The 19,226-nt window shown below is 73.7% G+C and carries 19 protein-coding genes; 7 read left to right on the top strand and 12 right to left on the bottom strand.

The window, feature by feature from the left end; genetic code table 11:
- The first annotated feature begins 75 nt into the window (after positions 1-75).
- Positions 76-582 carry a hypothetical protein gene (locus QDR37_RS10570; RefSeq protein WP_279713717.1) on the top strand — a complete coding sequence of 169 codons (507 nt, stop codon included), beginning with the start codon at positions 76-78 and terminating at the stop codon, positions 580-582.
- A 378-nt stretch (positions 583-960) separates the two neighbouring features.
- Complete coding sequence (locus QDR37_RS10565) at positions 961-2,169, top strand: alkaline phosphatase family protein (protein ID WP_279713715.1); 1,209 nt, start codon at positions 961-963, stop codon at positions 2,167-2,169.
- 15 nt (positions 2,170-2,184) lie between these two features.
- Here the strand turns inward: QDR37_RS10565 and QDR37_RS10560 are convergent, their stop codons facing one another.
- From QDR37_RS10560 to QDR37_RS10545, 4 genes are all read right to left on the bottom strand, one after another.
- Entirely contained in the window at positions 2,185-3,387 is a 1,203-nt protein-coding gene (locus QDR37_RS10560) for an OmpA family protein (RefSeq protein WP_279713713.1), read from the bottom strand.
- A 137-nt stretch (positions 3,388-3,524) separates the two neighbouring features.
- Positions 3,525-4,811 carry an acyltransferase gene (locus tag QDR37_RS10555; RefSeq protein WP_279713712.1) on the bottom strand — a complete coding sequence of 429 codons (1,287 nt, stop codon included), beginning with the start codon at positions 4,809-4,811 and terminating at the stop codon, positions 3,525-3,527.
- Positions 4,812-4,887: 76 nt separating this feature from the next.
- Positions 4,888-6,336 carry a hypothetical protein gene (locus QDR37_RS10550; RefSeq protein WP_279713711.1) on the bottom strand — a complete coding sequence of 483 codons (1,449 nt, stop codon included), beginning with the start codon at positions 6,334-6,336 and terminating at the stop codon, positions 4,888-4,890.
- The gene (locus QDR37_RS10545; protein ID WP_279713710.1) at positions 6,333-7,745 is read right to left on the bottom strand and encodes a hypothetical protein; all 1,413 of its coding nucleotides are present in this window, start codon (positions 7,743-7,745) and stop codon (positions 6,333-6,335) included. Before QDR37_RS10545 ends, QDR37_RS10550 begins: the two co-directional genes overlap by 4 nt.
- A gap of 160 nt (positions 7,746-7,905) precedes the next feature.
- Here QDR37_RS10545 and QDR37_RS10540 point away from each other — a divergent pair, with 160 nt between their 5' ends.
- From QDR37_RS10540 to QDR37_RS10525, 4 genes are all read left to right on the top strand, one after another.
- Entirely contained in the window at positions 7,906-8,496 is a 591-nt protein-coding gene (locus tag QDR37_RS10540) for a DUF2510 domain-containing protein (RefSeq protein WP_279713708.1), read from the top strand.
- A gap of 147 nt (positions 8,497-8,643) precedes the next feature.
- A complete protein-coding gene (locus tag QDR37_RS10535; protein ID WP_279713707.1) occupies positions 8,644-9,267 on the top strand; it encodes a prepilin peptidase in 624 nt (207 codons plus the stop codon).
- Positions 9,264-10,520, top strand: a complete 1,257-nt coding sequence (locus QDR37_RS10530; RefSeq protein ID WP_279713706.1) for a hypothetical protein — start codon at positions 9,264-9,266, stop codon at positions 10,518-10,520. The genes QDR37_RS10535 and QDR37_RS10530 overlap by 4 nt, the downstream gene beginning before the upstream one ends.
- Complete coding sequence (locus QDR37_RS10525) at positions 10,517-11,719, top strand: glycosyltransferase 87 family protein (RefSeq protein ID WP_279713705.1); 1,203 nt, start codon at positions 10,517-10,519, stop codon at positions 11,717-11,719. The genes QDR37_RS10530 and QDR37_RS10525 overlap by 4 nt, the downstream gene beginning before the upstream one ends.
- A gap of 303 nt (positions 11,720-12,022) precedes the next feature.
- On the opposite strand, the gene QDR37_RS10520 is transcribed toward QDR37_RS10525, so the two are convergent.
- From QDR37_RS10520 to QDR37_RS10485, 8 genes are all read right to left on the bottom strand, one after another.
- Positions 12,023-12,871, bottom strand: a complete 849-nt coding sequence (locus QDR37_RS10520) for a type II secretion system F family protein (RefSeq protein ID WP_279713704.1) — start codon at positions 12,869-12,871, stop codon at positions 12,023-12,025.
- On the bottom strand, positions 12,871-13,827 hold the full coding sequence (locus tag QDR37_RS10515) for a type II secretion system F family protein (RefSeq protein ID WP_279713703.1): 957 nt from the start codon (positions 13,825-13,827) through the stop codon (positions 12,871-12,873). Before QDR37_RS10515 ends, QDR37_RS10520 begins: the two co-directional genes overlap by 1 nt.
- Positions 13,824-15,260, bottom strand: coding sequence for a CpaF family protein (locus QDR37_RS10510; protein ID WP_279713702.1), 1,437 nt, complete (start codon positions 15,258-15,260; stop codon positions 13,824-13,826). Before QDR37_RS10510 ends, QDR37_RS10515 begins: the two co-directional genes overlap by 4 nt.
- Positions 15,260-16,159 carry an AAA family ATPase gene (locus QDR37_RS10505; RefSeq protein WP_279713701.1) on the bottom strand — a complete coding sequence of 300 codons (900 nt, stop codon included), beginning with the start codon at positions 16,157-16,159 and terminating at the stop codon, positions 15,260-15,262. The genes QDR37_RS10510 and QDR37_RS10505 overlap by 1 nt, the downstream gene beginning before the upstream one ends.
- The gene (locus QDR37_RS10500; RefSeq protein WP_279713700.1) at positions 16,146-16,895 is read right to left on the bottom strand and encodes an RcpC/CpaB family pilus assembly protein; all 750 of its coding nucleotides are present in this window, start codon (positions 16,893-16,895) and stop codon (positions 16,146-16,148) included. Before QDR37_RS10500 ends, QDR37_RS10505 begins: the two co-directional genes overlap by 14 nt.
- Before the next feature lie 9 nt (positions 16,896-16,904).
- On the bottom strand, positions 16,905-17,939 hold the full coding sequence (locus QDR37_RS10495; protein ID WP_279713699.1) for a pilus assembly protein: 1,035 nt from the start codon (positions 17,937-17,939) through the stop codon (positions 16,905-16,907).
- Positions 17,927-18,385 (bottom strand): TadE/TadG family type IV pilus assembly protein, encoded by a 459-nt coding sequence (locus tag QDR37_RS10490; protein ID WP_279713698.1) that lies wholly within the window; start codon positions 18,383-18,385, stop codon positions 17,927-17,929. The genes QDR37_RS10495 and QDR37_RS10490 overlap by 13 nt, the downstream gene beginning before the upstream one ends.
- A 65-nt stretch (positions 18,386-18,450) precedes the next feature.
- Positions 18,451-18,630, bottom strand: coding sequence for a Flp family type IVb pilin (locus QDR37_RS10485; RefSeq protein ID WP_279713697.1), 180 nt, complete (start codon positions 18,628-18,630; stop codon positions 18,451-18,453).
- A 347-nt stretch (positions 18,631-18,977) separates the two neighbouring features.
- Between QDR37_RS10485 and QDR37_RS10480 the strand changes: the two genes are divergently transcribed.
- The gene (locus QDR37_RS10480) at positions 18,978-19,157 is read left to right on the top strand and encodes a Flp family type IVb pilin (RefSeq protein WP_279713696.1); all 180 of its coding nucleotides are present in this window, start codon (positions 18,978-18,980) and stop codon (positions 19,155-19,157) included.
- Positions 19,158-19,226: the final 69 nt, after the last annotated feature.

The raw sequence follows: 19,226 nt of genomic DNA, 5'->3' as shown, positions 1-19,226 counted from the left end.
GCGAGGGCTAACGTCCGCGACGGGCGGACCGCCTCGGTCCGTCGTTCCAGACCGACGACGTTCAGGAGCGATCTCATGTCCCCACGCAGCCTGCTGCTCGCAGCCTGTCTCCCCGCAGTCCTCGCGGTGGGCGCCGCGCCACCGGCGCTCGCCGCGGGGAACGGCCACTTCATCGGCAGCGCCACCGGCGCCTCGCTCAACGGCTCGTCCCTGGTCACGACCTTCAAGGAGGCCGGCCTCGCCGCCGGCTCCGCGGAGTCCGTTCTGACCCGCGCGACGGCGGTCACCACCTACGAGTGCGTGAACGGCGGGAACAAGAACCCCTCCGCCTCGAACAAGACCACCACGGCGTCCGACGTCTCGAGGGACGGCACGTTCACCGCCGACAAGAGCGGCAACATCCGCGGCACGGAGACGCTCACCCCGCCGACCGCGTCCGCCCTCGGCTTCAGCTGCCCGAGGGGCCAGACCACCACCTTCGTCGGCGTCTCGTACTCGAACGTCTCGATCGCGGACACCACGTCGCATGCGACCTACTCGATCCCGGGCACGTTCTCGTACACGAACCCGACGGCGCCGTAGCGACGGCGCCGTCCGACCCCCGAGAGCCCCGGCTGGTCCAGCCGGGGCTCTCGACGACCACCACCGACGCCCGGGCCCGCCTCGCCGCCTACCGCTGCGCCCGCTCCGGGACGAGCCGCGGCGCGGCACCGTGGGGTCGGCTGCTCTCGCACGCGTCCCGACCGGAACCGCCACCCGGTCCTGCCGGCGCCGCGGCGACCCCTATCAGCGACGCGGCCATCTCGAGCCGCGCCCCACCGGCGTGTCACAACTCCGCCTTGCCCCCAATCCGCGTGTCACGGCGGCAGGGAGCGGGTCCGCGCGCACACTCCTCCGCGATCCCCCTCGACCGACCGGTTCGTCCCCCGGTCGTCGGCCGTCCTCGTCGTCAGGAGCGAAATGACCCCCCAACGTCTCGTCGTCGCCTCGGCGCTCACCGGCGCCCTCGTCATCACCGGGGTCGGCATCGCCGCCGCCGAGACCCCGCCGATCGTGCGCGCGCCCCAGGGCGAGGCCCTGGGGCACGCAAAGCTCGACCGGGCGCAGCGCGGGATGCACGCCGGTCCGATCGTCGCCAACGGCTCCCCCGTCGACGCCGACGACCAGGGCGAGGCGGAGGCGAGCGCGAGCGACGACGACGCGACCGAGACGCCGAGCACCACCGAGCGCATCGACGCCGGGCCCTCGTCGCGCCCCACCGAGCGCTCGAGCACCGCGACGGTCGGCGACCGGAGCGGCGACGCGGCCCCGACCCCGCCGTCCGTCCCGGCGCCGCCGTCGGATCCCGCGCCGCATCCCACCGATACGAGCACGACTCCGGCGAGCCCCAGCCCCACGCCGACCGCTCCGACGACGAGCGCACCCGCGCAGGGCGGTGTGCCGCAGTTCGACCACGTCGTCGTCGTGGTCGAGGAGAACCACGCCTACGACGAGGTCGCGAACCAGCCGTATCTGAACAGCCTCATCGCGAGCGGCGCGAACTTCACCGCCGCCCACGCGGAGGGGCACCCGTCGCAGCCCAACTACCTCTCCCTCTGGTCGGGGTCGAACCAGGGCGTCCTGGGCGACGGCTGCACGTCGTTGAGCGCGAACAACCTCGGCGCGCAGCTGCTCGCCGCCGGCCGGACGGTCGCCGGCTACTCGGAGTCCCTCCCGAGCGCGGGCTCCACCGTCTGCGAGGCCGGCCCCTACGCGAAGAAGCACAACCCGATCGCCACCTTCACGCAGACCGCCTCGGCATCGACGAACCTGCCGTTCTCGGCCTTCCCGAGCGACTACGCGACGCTCCCGCAGGTATCGCTCGTCGTGCCCGACGAGAACGACGACATGCACGACGGCTCGGTCGCAGCGGGCGACGCCTGGCTCAAGACGCACCTGTCGGGCTATGCGACATGGGCGGCGACGCACAACTCGCTGCTCGTCGTCACCTTCGACGAGGACGACCAGACCGCGGGCAACCACATCCTCAACGTGTTCTCCGGAGCCCACGTGAAGCCCGGCGCCTACAGCGAGGCGGTCGACCACTACAGCGACCTCGCGACGATCGAGGCCTCGTTCGGGCTGAGCCCGCTGACCACGACCGCGCCGATCACCGACGTGTGGCAGTAGGCGGGGCTTCCCGGCTCAGATCGTCGTGGTGATGCGGACGACGCGGTTCTGCGCGGCCTTCGCCGGGTCGAGCACGCCGTTCACGCGGTCGGGCGGGTCCGCGATGTAGCCCTTGCCCGTCGCCTCGATCGTGGCGGGATCGGCGCCGAGCGTGACGAGCAGGTCCTTCACCGCCTGCGCCCGCGCCTGGGAGAGCGCGAGGTCGTCCTGCTGCGAAGCGGTGCCCTCGGAGCTCGTGGTGCCGACCACGGAGGCGCGGTGCGTGCTGCCGGGAGCGAGCCAGCGGGCGAGCGGCTGCAGGAGCCGGCGGGCGGCGGCGGGATCGCGGAAGGTCGCGGTGCCGGCTTCGAAGCCGACGGAGCTGCCGTCACCGAGCGCCGAGGTGCCCCCGAGCGCGACGCGGTCCTGACCCGTGTCGACCGCGGTCACCGGGAGGTCGGTGGCGGCGGCGCGACCGGACCGCACGAGCGGGGTGACCTCCGCGGTGCCCCCACCGGCCCGGACGACCGCCGTGTAGACGGCGGTCAGCGCCGCGACCTGGCTCGCCGGCAGCCGCTTCTGCGGTGCCGCGATCGTCGTGCCGAGGCCGACGAACTCGACGGTCAGCCCGTGGAAGGTGCTCGGCGTGAGCACCTGCCGCTTCAGCAACGCCGCCACGACGTCGCCGGGAGCCGCGTCGGTCATGCCGGGCTTCGTGAAGTCGAGCGCGCCGTGGTCGCTCAGGCCGTTGTCGAGCACGACGACCCGGTCGACGGGGTCCGGAGCGGAGCGTGCGGCCTTCGCCGCGGTCACGAGGGACGCCAGCAGGTCCGCGCCGGCCGTCGTCGGCCGCGCCGCACGGACGAGCGCGTCGACCGCGTCGACGTTCCGTCGATCGGCGTCCACGCGTTCCTGCGACGTCGTCTCGGTCAGCGACATCGGCAGCGCGGGCTGCAGCACGCGAGGGGCGCCCTCGACCGTGACGAGGCCGACCGCGCGCTCGCCCGCGACCGCGGCCTGGACCTGCGTGCGCACGGAGGCGGGCAGCAGCGGCGCTGGCTGTCCGGCGTGCACACCCACGACGAGCTCCAGCCCCGAGCCCGGAGCCGCGGCGGCGGCCGGAGCCGCGGCCGGATGCGCGCTGCAGCCGGTGAGGCCGAGCGATGCCAGCCCGGTGAGCGCGGCGAGGACCACCGAGACGCGTCGCGCGCCTGATGCACCTCGCCGCTTCGTCAGCATGGTTCCGATCCGCCTCCTGCCCGGCCTGCGGGCGAGCTGGGCGCCGCCCTGCTGCGGCACGCCGAAGCAGGTTGCCGGGAGGCTCTCTCGGCGAGCAAGGAATCGTTCAGATCCTGAACGGGGCCGCGGGCGCGCCATCAGGCGGGGGTCCCGGTCGCGACCACGTCCCTGGGGTCGACGGCTCCGGCGGGGACCACCGCCCCGCCAGCAGGCGCACGACCGCTCGTCCGCGCCCTGCCCTTCAGGCGGAGCGCCGGCCGCTCCACGAGCAGGTAGGTGGCGGTCGCGAGCGCCAGCGTGACCGGCAGCACCACCCCGACGTTCGCGACGAGGCCGAGCGGCCCCGGACGTGCCCACCCCGAGACGACGAGCCAGGTGATGACGGGCAGGTGCCAGAGGTAGACGCTGTAGCTGATCTCGCCGAGCCCGCGCAGGGCGCGCGTGTCGAGCAGCCGCGTGAGGAGCGACGCGCGACCCGCCGACGTCGGCAGCACCACCGTGTAGAGCACGACGGCGGCGGCGACCCCGAGGACGTTGTTGCCGACGAGGTCCTCGAGGACGCCGCGCGCGGCGACGGCGAGCGCCAGCGACAGGAGGAGCCCACGCATCAGCGGCGCCAGGAAGAACCGTCCCGAGCGACGCCGCACCTCGACCGCCCAGGCGACGAGCATGCCGAGGCCGAAGAGGGCCGCCTGGGTCAGCAACGACCGCTCGAGCACCGCGCTCCCGGTCGGCCCCCAGGAGGCGTACCAGGACGCGGTCTGGTCGAGATGGGCCTTCGTCGCGGTGAGGGCGAGCACGAACACCGCGCCTGTGGCCAGAAGCAGCACGGCGGGCGCCAGCGCCGCGATCCGCGGCGCCAGCGCGCGACGCGCCAGCGCCGCGGCCCCGGCCGCGAGCAGCGGCAGCACCAGGTAGAAGGAGACCTCCGTCGTGAGCGACCACGCCGTCGCGATCCCCGTCAGCATCGTCGCGGGGAGAAAGGTCTGCACGAGCAGCAGGTTCGCCGCCGCGGTGAGCGGGTCCGTGAGGCGGCCCACGTCGCCCGGCCGGGTGAAGTACATCGTGTCGCCGTGCAGGTAGGCGAGCCCGAGCACGAAGCCGGCGAGCAGGAGCACGACCCAGTACGCCGGGAGGATGCGCAACGCGCGGTTCCGCAGGTACCGGCCCGTCGCGGGCAGCGGCGCGCCGTCGAGGACCGCGGCCGCGAACGGCCGGTAGAGCAGGAAGCCGGAGAGCACGAAGAAGACCGTCAGGCCCTGCGCCCCGAGCTCGAGCAGGATGCGCAGCGGACCGGCGTCGACGCCGGACGCGTGCTCGGCGGTGTGGTTCGCGAGCACGGCGACCGCCGCGAGCCCACGCAGCCCGTCGAGCCCCACGAGCCGCACAGCGCGGGGGCCCTCGGGGGCGCGGTCGCTCGACATGCCACGGACGGTAGGGCCTGCCGAGGGCGAGGAACGGGCCCCTGAACGCAACTTGAACGCCGGCCTGAACGGCCGCTCAGCGCCGGACGAGCAGCACGGCGGCCAGGTCGTGGCCGAGCGGCCGCCAGGCAGGGTCGGCGCGGAGGGCCGCCGCGAGCGGCGCCCGGGCCGGCAGGACGGCGCACCCGGCTTCAGCCGGGACCACACCGGGATCGGCGGATGCGACCGCGCGCACGTCGCTCAGCACGGCGTCCGCGCCGTACAGGTCGTTGCGCGAGTCGACGGAGACGCGCACATCCGGGCGCTCGAGCACCAGGTATCCGCCCTGCTCGTAGCCGTTGAAGAGCCGACAGCCGGACGGGATCGCGGAGGTCACCGCGCGACCCGGGTACAGCGACGGCTCCGGGTGCCCGAGGTGCGTCAGTGCCGGCGCGGCGAGCAGGAGCATGGCGAGCGATGCCGCAGCCGCCGCCGCGGTCACCAGCCGGCGCCTCGAGCGCAGGTAGCCGAGCGCCGATGCCGTCGAGCAGGCCGCGGCGATCATCGGCGCGGCGAGCAGCGCGAGCACCGGCAGGAGCCGGATCGCGGTCACCCCGCCCGCACCGGCGACGAGCAGCGCGGCGGCGAGCACCGGCTCGCTCCGGCGGAGGGCGAGCAGCAGCGCCGCGGCGCCGAGCGCGAGCAGCAGCAGCTGGCCGGCGTTCGCCGGGTCGACGTGCTGCCACTCGGCGATCAGGCCGCTCGAGGCCGACCGGACCGTCGCGGTCTGCGTGAAGACCCCCGCCCCGTAGGGGTTCAGCAGGCACGCGACCGCCCCGACTCCCAGCGCGAGCAGGAGGCGGCGGCTCCGGCGTCTGGCCGAGGGCGCCAGGGCGGCCAGCGCGGACGCAGCCCCCAGAACCCCGACCTCGAACAGGGCGGCGGCGTGGGCGTTCACCCACACCACCGTGAGCGCAGCGATCCCGACGAGCACGAGGGAGGGACGCCGTGCGGCGAGGAGGGCGCGAAGCAGCAGGACGAGCGCGAGCGTCGCGGCGTAGTCGACGAGCTGCGGCCGGATCGAGAACCAGCCGACGAGCAGCACCGCCGCCCCCCACAGCACGGCACCGGCTGGTCCCGCCGCCGCCCCGAGCGATCGCGCGAGGCCCAGAGCGAGCCCCAGCACGAGCAGCACCAGCGCCGCCCCGGCGAGCGCGACGGCAGGCAGTCCGCCGATCCGGTGGATGAGGCCGAGCGCGAGATCGAAGCCCCAGGAGTTCAACGTCCACGGCGACCCGTAGGCGGTCCAGGAGAACGTGTCGACCGTCGGGATCCGGCCCTGCCGGAGGATCTCGAGCCCGGCCCGGATCTGCCAGAAGGTGTCCGACTCGGTCAGCGTGCCGGCCCGGACGATCGCGATCGGCACGAGCGCGAGCCACGCGAGCGTCCAGGGCGATCGGCCGAGCGCCGCGGAGACGGGCCACCCGATCGCAGGAGCGTCGCGCCGGGTCGCCGCCCGACCGTGGGTGCCCGCGGCGACGGTCACGCCGGTCCCCGCACGTACAGCACCGCGGCGGCGTCCGCCCGCTCCCGGTGCCAGCCGCTCTCCGCGGCGAGACGGTGCGCGATGCCGCTCCGGGCGGGGACGAGGACGCAGTCGACGCCCGCGAGCGCCTCGCCCGGGTCGATGCGCCCGGCCTCGAGCGCGCTCTGCCGGGCGACGGCCGCGGCGCCGTACAGCTCCGCGCGGGAGTCGATGGAGACCGGCACATCGGGACGCTCGAGCAGCACCTCGCCACCGAGGTCGTAGCCGTTGAGGATCCGGCACCCCGGGGGGATCGCCGCGACGACCGCCGGCGAGAAGCGCGCCGGGTCGGGCTGCCCGATGTGCAGCAGGTTCGGGAACGCGACGACGGCGAAGGCGCCCACGGCGACGGCTGCCGCACGACGGAGCAGCCGGCGGCGGCTGCGGAGGTAGTCGGCGACGGGAGGGACCCGGTCGAGCGTCGCGAGCACGGGCAGCGCGAGCAGCACGGCCAGCGGCAGGAACCGGATCGCAGCCACGGACGCGACGTCGGCGACGGCGAGCGCGGCGACGAGCACCGGCTCCCGCCGGCGCACGGCGAGCACGAGCCCCGCGACCCCGACGAGGAACGGGACGACGTGCACGAGGTCGAACAGGTTCAGGGGCTGCCATTCGACGAGACCGCCCGCGGCGGCACGGACGTCGGCGGCCTGCACGAGCACCGCCGCGCCGTACGGGTTGAGGAGCGAGGCGACCGGCACGACGACGGCCGCGGCGAGCAGCCAGGCGGCCCTCCGAGGCGTCCGCAGCGACGCCGGCGCGGCGAGCGCGAGCACCGCCGCGCCGAGCAGCGTGCCGGGGTGGAGGTTCGCCCAGACCACCGCGATCACCGCGACCGCGACGAGCCGGAGCAGCGGACGCCGTCCGGGCGCCTCACGGGCGACCAGCACGAGGCCGAGCACCGCGAGGTAGTCGGCGAGCTGCGGCCGCACGGTCAGCCACTGGATGAGCAGCGGGACGCCCGCGACGAGCACGAGGCCGGCGGGGAACGGCGACGCCCCGAGCCGACGGGCGAGCTCGAGCACGAGTGCCGCGATCACCAGCACGAGCAGCGCGCCGAGCACGGCGACCGCGGGCAGGCCGCCGAGGCCGTGGGCCATCGCGAGCAGCACGTTGAAGCCCCAGGAGTTCTCGCGCCACGGACGACCGGCGGCGGCGCCGGGAAAGGGGTCGACGGCCGGCACCACGCCGTGCGCGAGGATCCACCCGCCGGTCCGGATTTGCCAGAAGGTGTCGGATTCCGCGAGGTCCCCGGCGCGGAGCACGGCCGCGGGGAGCATCGCCACGGCGGCGAGCACCCACCCCGTCCGGGTGGAATCGCGGAAGCGGACCGTCGGCGCGGCGGCGTCGATGTGGAGGGACGTCAGCACTCGGGCTCCCGCGCTCCTTCCTGCCGGTCGCGGCGGGCGCTCACTCTGACAGCGCGGCGCCCGGCTGCGAAGGACCGCGTTCAGAAGCGTTTAGGTCGCGGGACGGCCCACGCCGGCCTGGGCTAGGTATGGGGTCCCGCCTGCGACCAGAAGGACCCCGATGCTCGACGACGCGCGCGCCGTGCTGCCTCCTCCCGGCTGGTACGCCGACCCGGAGGACGGCAGCCGCCGCTGGTGGAACGGCATCGCCTGGGCCGAGCGCGGCAAGGGGCCCACCGGTGACCGGAGTCGCGCGGCCTGGGGCGTCAGCACGGACACCTGGCCGGTGCGGCTGCTCGTGCTCGTCCCGCTGGTCGTGCTCGTGCCGATGATGGTGCTGGACCTGGGCGGCTGGTTCAGGGCGGCTTCTGCGGCGCCGGACGCGCCCACGGGCGCGCTGCTGCCGGTGCTCCTCGCCCTGCAGGTCGCCGGCCTCGTGCTCTGGGCGGTCCGGGTCGCTCTCGCGGCCGCCGACCGCCACATCCTCCGTGCGCGCGGCATCGTGGCGCCCTTCCACTGGGCCTGGATGATCCTCTCCCCGACGGTCTACTTCATCGGCCGCGCCGTCGTGCTCCGGCGCCGCACCGGACGCGGGGCGGCGCCGCTGGTCGCGTACCTGCTCGTGTCGGTGGTCGGCGGCATGGCTCTCGGGCTGCGGATGCTCGCGGTCCTGACGCCGCTCATGCTCGAGATCGCCGCGACGCAGCGCTGAGTCGGGCCGCTCCCCCGTTCACCTTCTGAACGATCCGTTGCCGCCGGTCGCCGTGGGCGGGGACGATTCCCCTACCCGCACTCCGCCGATCCTCCTCCGGCGCTCCCGACGAAGGCCTCCCATGCCCGCTGCTCCCGCGTCCCGCCCGTGCTCGCGCTGCTGAGCGCCGCGTGCGGCGGCGCTGCCGGACCCTGGCTCGTCGGCGTCGCCCACCGCAACCTCCGGACGCCGCTGCCGCTCGGGATCGCCTGGCGGGTCGCGGCCGCGGCAGCGACCGCCCTGCTCTTCGCGGTGCTCACGCTGCGGCTCGGCCCGGCGCCGGTCCTGCCCGCGTACCTCGTGCTCGCGGCGGCGGCGGTCGTGCTCTCGATCGTCGACCTCGCCGAGCGTCGCCTGCCGGATCGGATCGTGCTGCCCACGGCGGTCGCGGTCGGCGGCGCGCTCGTCCTCGACGGCTTCCTCGACGGCCGGCCGGGCGTCGCTGTCGGCGTCCTGCTCGGCGCGGCCGGCATGTTCACGCTGTTCCTCGCTCTCGCCGTCGCCAGCCACGGGCAGGTGGGCATGGGGGACGTGAAGCTCGCGCTCGTCGTCGGCGCGGCCGCGGGCGCGCTCGGCCTGTCCACCTGGCTGCTCGCGCTCGTCTTCGCGGTGCTCCTGAACGGCGTCGTGGCCCTCGTGGCCCTGCTGACGAAGCGCGTGGGGCTGCACGGCGCCATCCCGTTCGGCCCCTCGATGCTGGCGGGCGCGCTGCTCGCCGTCGCGCTCGCATGATCGCGGTCGAGGCCGCCGGGGCCGTCGCCGGATCGCCGTCCACCCGCAGCCGGCACGGCCTGCGCACGCGCTACGAGGCCTGGGCGCTGTTCGCGGTGGCGCACCTGCTGCTGTCGGTCCTGTCGCCGCTCGCGAGCGACGTGACCGTCGTCTACCGGCCCTGGTTCGAGACCTGGGCGCAGCACGGCACGCTCGTCGGGATCGACGGCCCGTGGGTCTACCCGGTGCTCGCGCTCGTCCCGATCCTCGCCGCGGGCGCGGTCCCCGGCGCCTACCTCCTCGGCTGGGTGCTGCTCGTCACCGTGCTCGACGCCGCGGCCTTCGCGATGCTGCTGCGGCGCAGCCGCCGCGCCGCGATCTGGTGGATGGTGCTCCTGATCGCGCTCGGGCCCGTCGCGCTGACCCGCCTCGATTCGGTGACCGCCCCGATCGCGATCGCGGGGCTCCTGCTGCTCGCCGAGCGGCCCGCGGTCGCGTCGACGCTGCTCACGGTCGCGGCGTGGATCAAGGTCTGGCCCGCCGCCGCGGTGCTCGCCGCCTGGACCGCCACGCGGTCCCGGCGGCTGGTGGGTCTCGCGGCCGCCGCGACGACCGCGGCCGTCGTCGCGCTCGACGCGGCGCTCGGCGGCCTGCCGCACCTGCTGTCGTTCCTCCCCGAGCAGTCGACCCGTGGACTGCAGATCGAGGCGCCGGTCAGCACGGTCTTCCTCTGGCTCGGCGCGTTCGGCCTCGGCCACGTGCGCACCTACTTCGACCGGCACCTGCTCGACGTGCAGCTCGTCGGGGACGGCAGCGCCGCCGCCGGCGAGATCGTCACCGCGCTGACGGCCGCGCTCGTCGTGGCGCTCGCCGTGGTCGCGCTTCGCGGCTCACGCCGGGGATCGTGGGCGGGCACCGGACGGTTCGCGCACCTCGTGCTCGCCCTGCTGCTCGTCCTCATCACCTTCAACAAGGTCGGATCGCCGCAGTACGTGATCTGGCTCGCCGCACCCGTCGTGCTCGGCCTCGTCGTCGATCCGGCCACGTTCCGGCGCACCGCGACGACGGTGGTCGCGCTCGCGCTGCTCACGCAGCTGTCGTCCTACGCCGCCGCGCTGAACCTCGGCGCGCTGCCGCTGCTCGGCCTCACCGCCCGCAACGCGCTCTACCTCGTGCTGCTCATGGGATCCTGCCGGCGCGTACTCGCCGGGACGCGGCTCGGGTCGATCGGATCGCGCCCGGCGACGGGCAGCGCGGCCGTCGTACGCGCGTGACCACGGCGGCGATGCGGCGCCTCGGCAGCCCCTGGGCCCTGTTCGCCGCGACCCACCTGCTGCTCGCCGCGCTGGCGCCCTTCACCGGCTTCGGCGACGTCACCGAGGTGTACCAGGGCTGGTTCCGCGACTGGGCGCAGTCCGGCGTCCTCGTGGGCGTCCAGAGCGACTGGGTCTACCCGGTCCTCGCCCTGCTGCCGATCCTGCTCGCGGGGGCGCTGCCCGGCGCCTACCTCCTCACCTGGCTGCTGCTCGTGACAGCGCTCGACGCCGTCGCCTATGCCGCCGTGCTGCGGCGGAGCCGCCGGGCGGCGACCTGGTGGATGGTCCTGCTGCTCGCGCTCGGGCCCGTCTCGCTCGCCCGGCTCGACTCGATCGCCGCGCCGCTCGCGATCATCGCGCTGCTCCACCTCGCCGATCGGCCGCGCTTCGCCGCGGCGCTCCTCGCACTCGCGGCGTGGATCAAGGTCTGGCCCGCGGCCGTTCTGGTGGCGGCCCTGCTCCGCGGTCCGCGGCGCCCGGCCGTGGCGCTCGCGGCCGCGGGAACGACCGTCGCGGTCCTCTGCGCGGACGCGGCATTCGGCGGAATCGGGCACGTGCTGTCGTTCCTGGCTCAGCAGTCGCAGCGCGGCATCGAGCTCGAGGCACCGATCGGCACCCCGCTGCTCTGGCTTCGCGTGTTCGGGCTGAGCGACGCGCGCGTCGTGTTCGACCCGCGCATGCTCGACCCCGAGCTCGTCGGTCCCGGCGTGACGCAGCTCGCGTCGGCGAGCACGCTCGCCATGGCGCTCGTGGTCGTCGGCATCGTCGTGCACATCCTCCGGCGCCCCCGCGACGGCAGGCGGCAGGATCTCGCCGGCATCGTGCTGGCGCTCGTCCTCGCGCTGATCGCCTTGAACAAGGTCGGGTCGCCGCAGTACGTCACGTGGCTCGCGGCGCCCGTGGTGCTCGGGCTGATCGAGGACCCTGCGCGCAGCCGCCGGCTCGCCGCACGCGTCCTGCTGGTCGCCCTGCTGACGCAGCTGTGGGTGCTCCCACCCGTGCTCGCCCTCGGCCCGGTGTCGCTGCTCGCCCTCACCGCGCGGAACGCGCTCGAGGTCGTGCTGCTCGTGCAGGCCGTCGCGTCGCTGCGCGGCGGCGCCGGTGAGCGTGCCACGTCAGACGGACGGACCGCCCTGACCGAGGTCCCCCTCGGCTGAACCGCGTGCTCGGGCGACCGCCCCAGGACCCTCGGTCCGGGTGCCGGCGCCCCGCAAGGCGTTCGCAGCTCGCGGAGCGCCCGCCGAGACCCACGCCATCCTGGGCGACGGCCAAGGGCAAGCGGCGCGACGACCACAGTCCATGCAGCGAGAGGTCGGGGCGGTTCACACGACCGCGACAGCATCGCAACCGAGCACGCCCGCACCCGAGGGCGGCTGCCTCGACGCGTGGGCAGTCGCGGCACCGGAACGACGGAGGGCCCGCGGCACCTGCCGCGGGCCCTCCGGTGTGATGCGCGAGGATCAGCCGAACGCCTTCAAGGCGTTCAGCGCCGCCGGCGCGAGGATCACGATGAACAGCACCGGCAGGATGCAGAACATGAGCGGGAAGAGGACCTTGACCGGCACCTTCATCGCCTGCGCCTCGGCGCGCTGCCGGCGCTTGATGCGCATCTCGTAGGCCTGCACGCGCAGCACGTCGGCGATCGCGATGCCGTAGACGTCGGCTTGGATGACCGCCCGGACGAAGCGGCGGAGGTCCACCGAGGAGGTCCGCTCGCCGAGGGCCTCGTAGGCCGAGCGACGGGCCCGCCCGATGCTGAGGTCCTGCAGGGTGCGGATCAGCTCGTCCGCGAGCGGCCCGCTGCCGTTCGTCGCCGCCTTGGCCATGGCCGACTCGAACCCGAGGCCCGCCTCGACGGAAATCGTCATCTGGTCGAGCGTGTCCGGCAGCGCGAGGTCGATCTTCTGCCGGCGCTCGATGCCGCGGCTCCAGAGCAGCAGGTCGGGCGTGAAGAACGCCACGCCCACCGCGATGAGGGCGAGAGCGACCCGGAACGGCGCCGGATCCATCCGGATCCACACGAGCGCGAGCAGCGCGACCGGGAGGGCGATCGCGGGCTTCGCGAGCAGCACCTTTCGCGGGGTCCAGCTCGCGGGGCGGCCGGCGTGCATGACCAGGCGCTCGAGCATGCGCCGGTACCCGGGGGGCAGGGTGTCGAAGGCCGTCCGGCGCGGGCCGCGCGGGTGCGGCGCTGCCCCGGGAACCTCCGGGACGCCGGCGGTCCTCGCGGGTCGGAGCGCGAGGAGCAGCACGGCCGCGGCGAGCCCGCCGGCGACGGCGAACGAGGCGAGGAGCGGGAACAGGGCCATCAGAACTTCACCTTCACCATGACGCGCATCCAGAGCGAGCCGACGATCATCAGCACGACCGCGACGCCCATCGCGACGAGGCCGAGCGGGTTCGAGAAGAAGCCGGCGAAGTACTGGGGCCTGATCAGCAGCAGGATCCCGAGCACACCGACGGGCAGCGCGAGGAGCACGAGCGCGGAGAGGCGGCCTTCGGCGCTCAGCGCCTTGACCTGGCGCCGGATCTCGCCGCGCTCACGGATCGTCCGGCTCGCCTGCTCGAGCACCTCGGAGAGGTTGCCGCCGGCCTCCTGGTTGATGGCGACCGCCTGCGCGACCCAGCGGAAGTCCTCGCTCCGCATCCGGTCGGCCGTCTGGTTGAGCGCGTCTCCGAGGTCCCGGCCGATGCGGGTCTCGTTCACGACACGGGCGAACTCCTCCTTCGTCGGCGACTCGATGTCCTGGGACACGCTGTCGATCGCCCGCAGCAGGCTGTGCCCGGCGCGGAGACCGCCGGACAGCAGGCCGAGCGAGTCGTCGAGCTGGTCGGCGAACGCGGCGCGGCGCCGGCCGGTGCGGAAGGAGAGCACGACGCGGGCGCCGATCGGCGCGAGCGCCGCGAAGATCACGGCGACCGGGATCGACCACAGCGTGACGCCGCTCAGGAGGATGCCGAGCGCCGAGAGCACGGCTGCCGCGCAGACCACGAGGAGCACGAACGCGGCCGGCGGCGTCGCCACCCCCGCGATGTCGAGCCCGCCGGCGAGGGTCTGCTGGCCGCCGCGCCGGCGCATCATGCCGTCGATGACGCCGACGGTCCGGTCCGTGATCTTCGTCAGCGTCGACACCGGCACCGCGCCGGGAGCGCGCCGGCGAGCGGCGGGGATGCGGGGCCCGGAGGGCGCGAGCACGAGGAGCACGAGCACGAGCAGCGCGCCGAGGACGAGGAGCAGGCCGAGCAGGCCCATCAGCGGGCTCATGCCGGGATCCGCGGGGGCGCGGGGAGGAACAGGGTGCTCGGCAGCTCGATGCCCTGGTCCTTCAGCCGCTCGGCGAAGCGGGGGCGGACGCCGGTGGGCACGGCGTGGCCGCGGAAGCGGCCGCTGCCGTCGATGCCGGCCGAGTAGTCGAAGACGAAGGCGTCCTGGAGGGTGACGATGTCGCCCTCCATGCCCTGCACCTCGGTGATCTGGGTGATGCGCCGGGTGCCGTCGCGGAGGCGGCTGATCTGCACGATCACGTCGACCGCGGAGGCGATCTGCTCGCGCACCGCGCGGAGCGGCAGATCCATGCCGGCCATGAGCACGAGCGTCTCGAGGCGGGACACGGCGTCGCGTGGCGAGTTCGCGTGCACGGTCGAGAGCGAGCCCTCGTGGCCGGTGTTCATCGCCTGGAGCATGTCGAGGGTCTCGCCGCCGCGGCACTCGCCGATGACGATGCGGTCGGGGCGCATGCGGAGCGAGTTGCGGACGAGGTCGCGGATCGTGATCTCACCCTTGCCCTCGATGTTCGCGGGGCGCGACTCGAGCCGGACGACGTGGTCCTGCTGCAGCTGCAGCTCGACCGCGTCCTCGATCGTGACGATGCGCTCGTCCTCGGGGATGAAGGAGGAGAGCACGTTCAGGAGGGTGGTCTTGCCGGTGCCGGTGCCGCCGGAGACGATCACGTTGAGCCTGCCCTGCACGCAGGCCTCGAGCAGCGCGGCCATCTCGTCGGAGAGGGTGCCGAAGCCGATGAGGTCGTCGATGCCGAACGGGTCGCGCGAGAACTTGCGGATCGTCAGCGACGAGCCGTTCACCGCGAGCGGCGGGATGATCGCGTTGACGCGCGAGCCGTCCTCGAGGCGGGCGTCGACGAGCGGTGAGGACTCGTCGATACGACGGCCCACCCGGGAGACGATGCGCTCGATCACGCGCCGGAGCTGCGCCTCGCCGGTGAACGCCGACGGGTCGAGTTCGATGCGGCCGCTGCGCTCCACGTAGATGCGGTCGGGGCCGTTCACCATGATCTCGGTGATCTCGGGGTCCTCGAGCAGGGGCTCGATCGGCCCGTAGCCGAGCACGTCGGCGCCGATCTCGTCGATCAGCAGGCCGCGCTCCTCCTCGGTGAGGGGCATCTGCTCCTCGCCGACGATGTTCAGCAGCTCCTCGCGGGCGACGGCGTGGAGCCGGTCCTCGCTCAGCTCGGCGTCGTTCATCCGGCCGCCGATGCGCTCGAAGAGCGCCTGCGCGGCCTTCTCCTTGAACTCGGCCAGCGGGTCGACCGGCCGGATCGGCACCGGTGCGACCGGCTGACGGTCGCGCCCGGCGGAGGAGCGGCGGACCGCGCGCTTGGGCCCGGCGCCGGCGAGCGGCGTCGCGGTGCCGAGCACGGCGCCGCTGCGGGCGGCGTCGATGCGATCGCTGAGCTTCATCAGGCGCTCCTCTTCATGCTGGCGCGGAGGGTCTTCGCGTCGGTCGCGGTGATGCGGGCGATGAGGTCGACGACGGCCTTGGCGGCCGGGTCGCGGGGCGAGTCGAGCAGCAAGGGCACGCCCCGGTTCGTGCTGACGGGCACCGACCTCGAGTGCGGGATGACGACGTCGAACGGCTCCTGGAGGATCGCCTCGGCATCGCGCGGCAGGAGGCCGCCGGGGTCGACCGCCTGGTTCAGCACCAGGTGGCGCGCCTGCGGCGCGAAGCCGATGCGGCGCAGCACGGCGAGCTCGGTGCGGAGCGCCCGGAGGTTCGGCACCGCGAGACCGGAGATCGCGATCGCGTCCGTCGCGACGTCGAGCGCCGTGAGCGTGTGCTCCCCGAGACCCGGCGTCGTGTCGACGATCACGTAGCGGAACGTGGCGGCGAGCCGCTGGACCAGGGCCCCGAGCTGCTCCGGGGAGACGCGCTCCGCGTCCACCGGCGACTCGGCGCCGGGGGCGACGAAGAAGCCGGCGGGGTGCGGGGCGAGCAACGCCTTCAGCACGAGGTCGTCCGACGCGGCGAGGCCGTTCACGAGCTCGGGGATGCGGTGCGGGGCGTCCAGGTCGAGCACGTTCGCGATGTCGCCGAACTGCAGGTCGGCGTCGACGAGCACGACCGAGTCGGGTGCGATGCGACCCAGCCCGACGGCGAGGTTCGCCGCGAGCGTGGTCTTGCCGAGGCCGCCCTTCGGCGAGACCACGACGAGGATCCGCCCGGGACCGCCGGGAGCACCGGCGGCGTCGACGATCCGATCCACGGCGACAGGCGCGGGCGCGTCCAGCCCCGCGACCGCGGCGGGCGCCTGCTCGCGCTCCTGCTCGAGAACGGGCTGCGAGCGATCAGTTCGAGGCATCGAAGGTGCTCCCTCCGAGGACGGCGGACCCGTCCACCTGCGAGTTGGACGTGTGGTCGGTCGTCGACTGCTCGAGCGTCAACCACACCGTGCCGTTGGCCTGGGTCCAGATCACCTGGGTGGCCGGGTCGACCTCGAGCGCGAGGGTGACCGACACGTTGCCGGCGTTCGACGAGCCCGACGCCGCGGCGGAGCCGGGCGCCACGGCCCCGTCGACCTGCAGGACCTTGACGTTGTGCAGCTTCTGCCACGCCGTCGGCCCGTTGCTCGAGCCCTTCGGCGTCGCGAGCAGGATGACCCCGACGATGTCGCCCGCCTTGAGCCTGCCGCCGACGGCCTGCTGCGCGGGCACGGAGATCGTGACGGCCTCCATGTCCTTGCCCATGCCCATGGGCGTGCCCGCAGCGACCTTCGCGGCGCTGCTCCACCGAGCGGTGATGAGCTGCTCACCGGCCTCGATGGCGGAGTTCGCCTTGAGGCCGTGGAGCTGGCTGAGGCTCGTGACGCGGCCGGCGACCGCGGCGACGGCCGGGATGTGCTTCACCTCCAGGTAGGGCGCGACGGAGTCGCCGGAGGTGCGGACGGGGATGGTGGTCTTCGCGACGTACACGTCCACCGTCTTCGTGCCGGCGAGGGCGCGGGCGTCCGCGCCGCTCACGTAGCCGGTGAGGGCGATGCCGCCGAGGAGGGCGAGGACGACGGCGAGGACGATGCCGAGGATGCGTTTGGTGGTCATTTCGCTGCTTCAGGGGGTCGGGAGCGGGGAGGGGTTGGGCTGCGCCTGCACGGTGGAGACACCCGTGGTCGTCGGGCCGCCGTAGGCGGTGACATCGGCGCCGGTGAAGGTGAAGTTGATGAAGCGGCCCCAGATGCCGTTGCAGGAGCCCTGGCAGCTCGGCGTGAGCGACGAGGCGTTCGAGCTGCTGTTGCCGGGGAAGGTCCAGCCCTGGATCTGGAGGGCCGCGAATCCGTAGATGTGGAACTGGGCGTTCGCGCCGGTGCCCTGGTAGCCGTCGTAGAGCGGGACCAGCGCCACCTGGCCGATCGTCAGGGTGCAGTTCTGGGGCGGCGAGTTGCCAGGAACGGCGTTCACCCAGTTGTTGTCGACGGCCGCGACGCCGCACAGGTTGTTGGAGAGCCAGCCGAAGCCGCCCGGGTAGGTGGTGACCCCGTTCGGGCACGTCACGTTGCCGCTGTTGCCGTTCCCGTTGCCGTTCCCGTTGCCGTTCGACTGGCCGCTCGACTGGTTCAGCTTGTAGAGCTGCACGGTCGAGGTGTTGCTGAGCGCGGTCGTCGGGAACTGGCAGTAGGCCATGGCGATCGGGAACGTCGTCGTGGCGGCGGACGGGGAGCCCCAGGAGGCAGAGCCCCACGCCGTCACCGGGGTGGTGCCGAGACCGAACGCGGAGAGCAGCGGATGCGGCGAGTTCGCGCGCTGCGCGAACACCGTCGTGAAGCCCCCGCCGCACTCGGCGAGGGTGCCGCTCGTGCCGAAGAAGGGCTTCGCGACGATCGCGCTCGACGGGGCGCTCTCGTTGCCCGTGACCAGCTGGTTGGCGATCGCCTGCGACGTCGTGCCGGCCTCGTTCGTGGCCATGCAGTGCTTCGCGATCGCCACGGCGGACGCGTCGGCGGTGTTCTGCAGCTGGGCGTTCTCCCAGTACAGGCTTCCCGCGTCGATCCCGGCGCCGGCGAGGGCGATCAGCGGGATCATGAGCAGTCCGACGACGACCGCCGTCGCCCCGTGCTGCTCGGACAGCAGCCTCTTCAGCCGTCGCATCGCATGACCGCCGTTCCGGTGAGTGAGGACGGCACGGGGAGCAGGGACGAGTAGCTGAGGTCCGTGCTGCTCACCGTGATCGTCGCCTTCATGTAGATGGTTTGTCCCGCGACCGGAGAGGTGCAGCTCGTCGGCGTGAAGGCCGTGTAGGAGCTGCCGTTCCAGTAGACGGACGAGATGGTGACCTGCGACGCGGCGACGGTCGGCATGACCGTGGCCGCCGCGGCTGCGGACTGCGCGTCCGCGATCGCCCCGGATCGGTTGGCGGCCACCTCGATGGCGGCGGTGCGGGCACCGATCCGTGCGGCGTTGGTCAGGGAGTTCTGGCGGAGGAAGACCTGCCCGTAGGTGACGATCCCGATCAGCAGCATGAGCAGCGGGATCGAGACGAGCGCGAACTCGACCGCGGCTGCGCCTCGGTCGTCGCGCAGGCGCAGACGACGCATGTCGTTCCTCCAATGCCGAAGCGGCGTCACCGACTGGGATGACGCCGCTTCGCGGGTGGTTCGGTTCAGACCCGGCCGGCGACCGTGTTGAACAGGGTGCTGAGGTTCGTGCCGACGAGGGCGACGGCGGCGATGATCACGATGGCGATCAGGGAGACGATCAGGCCGTACTCGACGGCGGTCGCGCCCTTCTCGTCCGAACGGAGGCTGTTGAGCAGGGCCTGGAGGGTGACGAGGAGCTTCATGGTGGGTGGTCCTTCAAGGGGTAGGAGGAGGGGGTAGCCCGGCTCGTTGAACCGAACGAGGGAGAACGTACGGTCGGGTCCACCGCGGCGCTCCCTCCGCGTTCAGACCTTTGAACGCCGCCTCGAGGGGCCGGCAGCTGCGGCACCGATCGCGCAAGGGCCACTGCCGCTGAGCCACCCGCGCTGCACCGGCGCCGGCACGACGCGAGGGGCCGCTCGACGATCAAGCGAATGTTGGGACTTCTGAACGCGCCCGTCCACGGCTCCCGACGCGGCCATATGTTGCCCGGGACGTCCGGTGCCCCCGGCACGCCTCCTCGCACCCCTCGAGTGAACGGAACCCACGTATGAAGCTCCTCCTGTCCCTGTCCACCCTCCTGTCCGACCTCCGCACCAAGGAGACCGGGGCGACCGCCGTCGAGTACGGCCTGATCGTGTCGCTGATCGCGATCGTGATCATCGCGGCCGTCGCGCTCGTCGGGACGAACCTCAGCACGCTGTTCAACACGGTCGGCGGCGCGGTCTGATCTGCGTCTGACAGGGCCGCGCTCCCGCCACGAGCGGGAAGCGCGGCCCTTGCCGCTCCATCTCTCGAC

This window comes from Amnibacterium sp. CER49, from assembly GCF_029846255.1.
Taxonomy (GTDB): domain Bacteria; phylum Actinomycetota; class Actinomycetes; order Actinomycetales; family Microbacteriaceae; genus Amnibacterium.
Note: the sequence above shows the minus strand (reverse complement) of the source record. Positions and strands in the feature narration are given on the sequence as shown.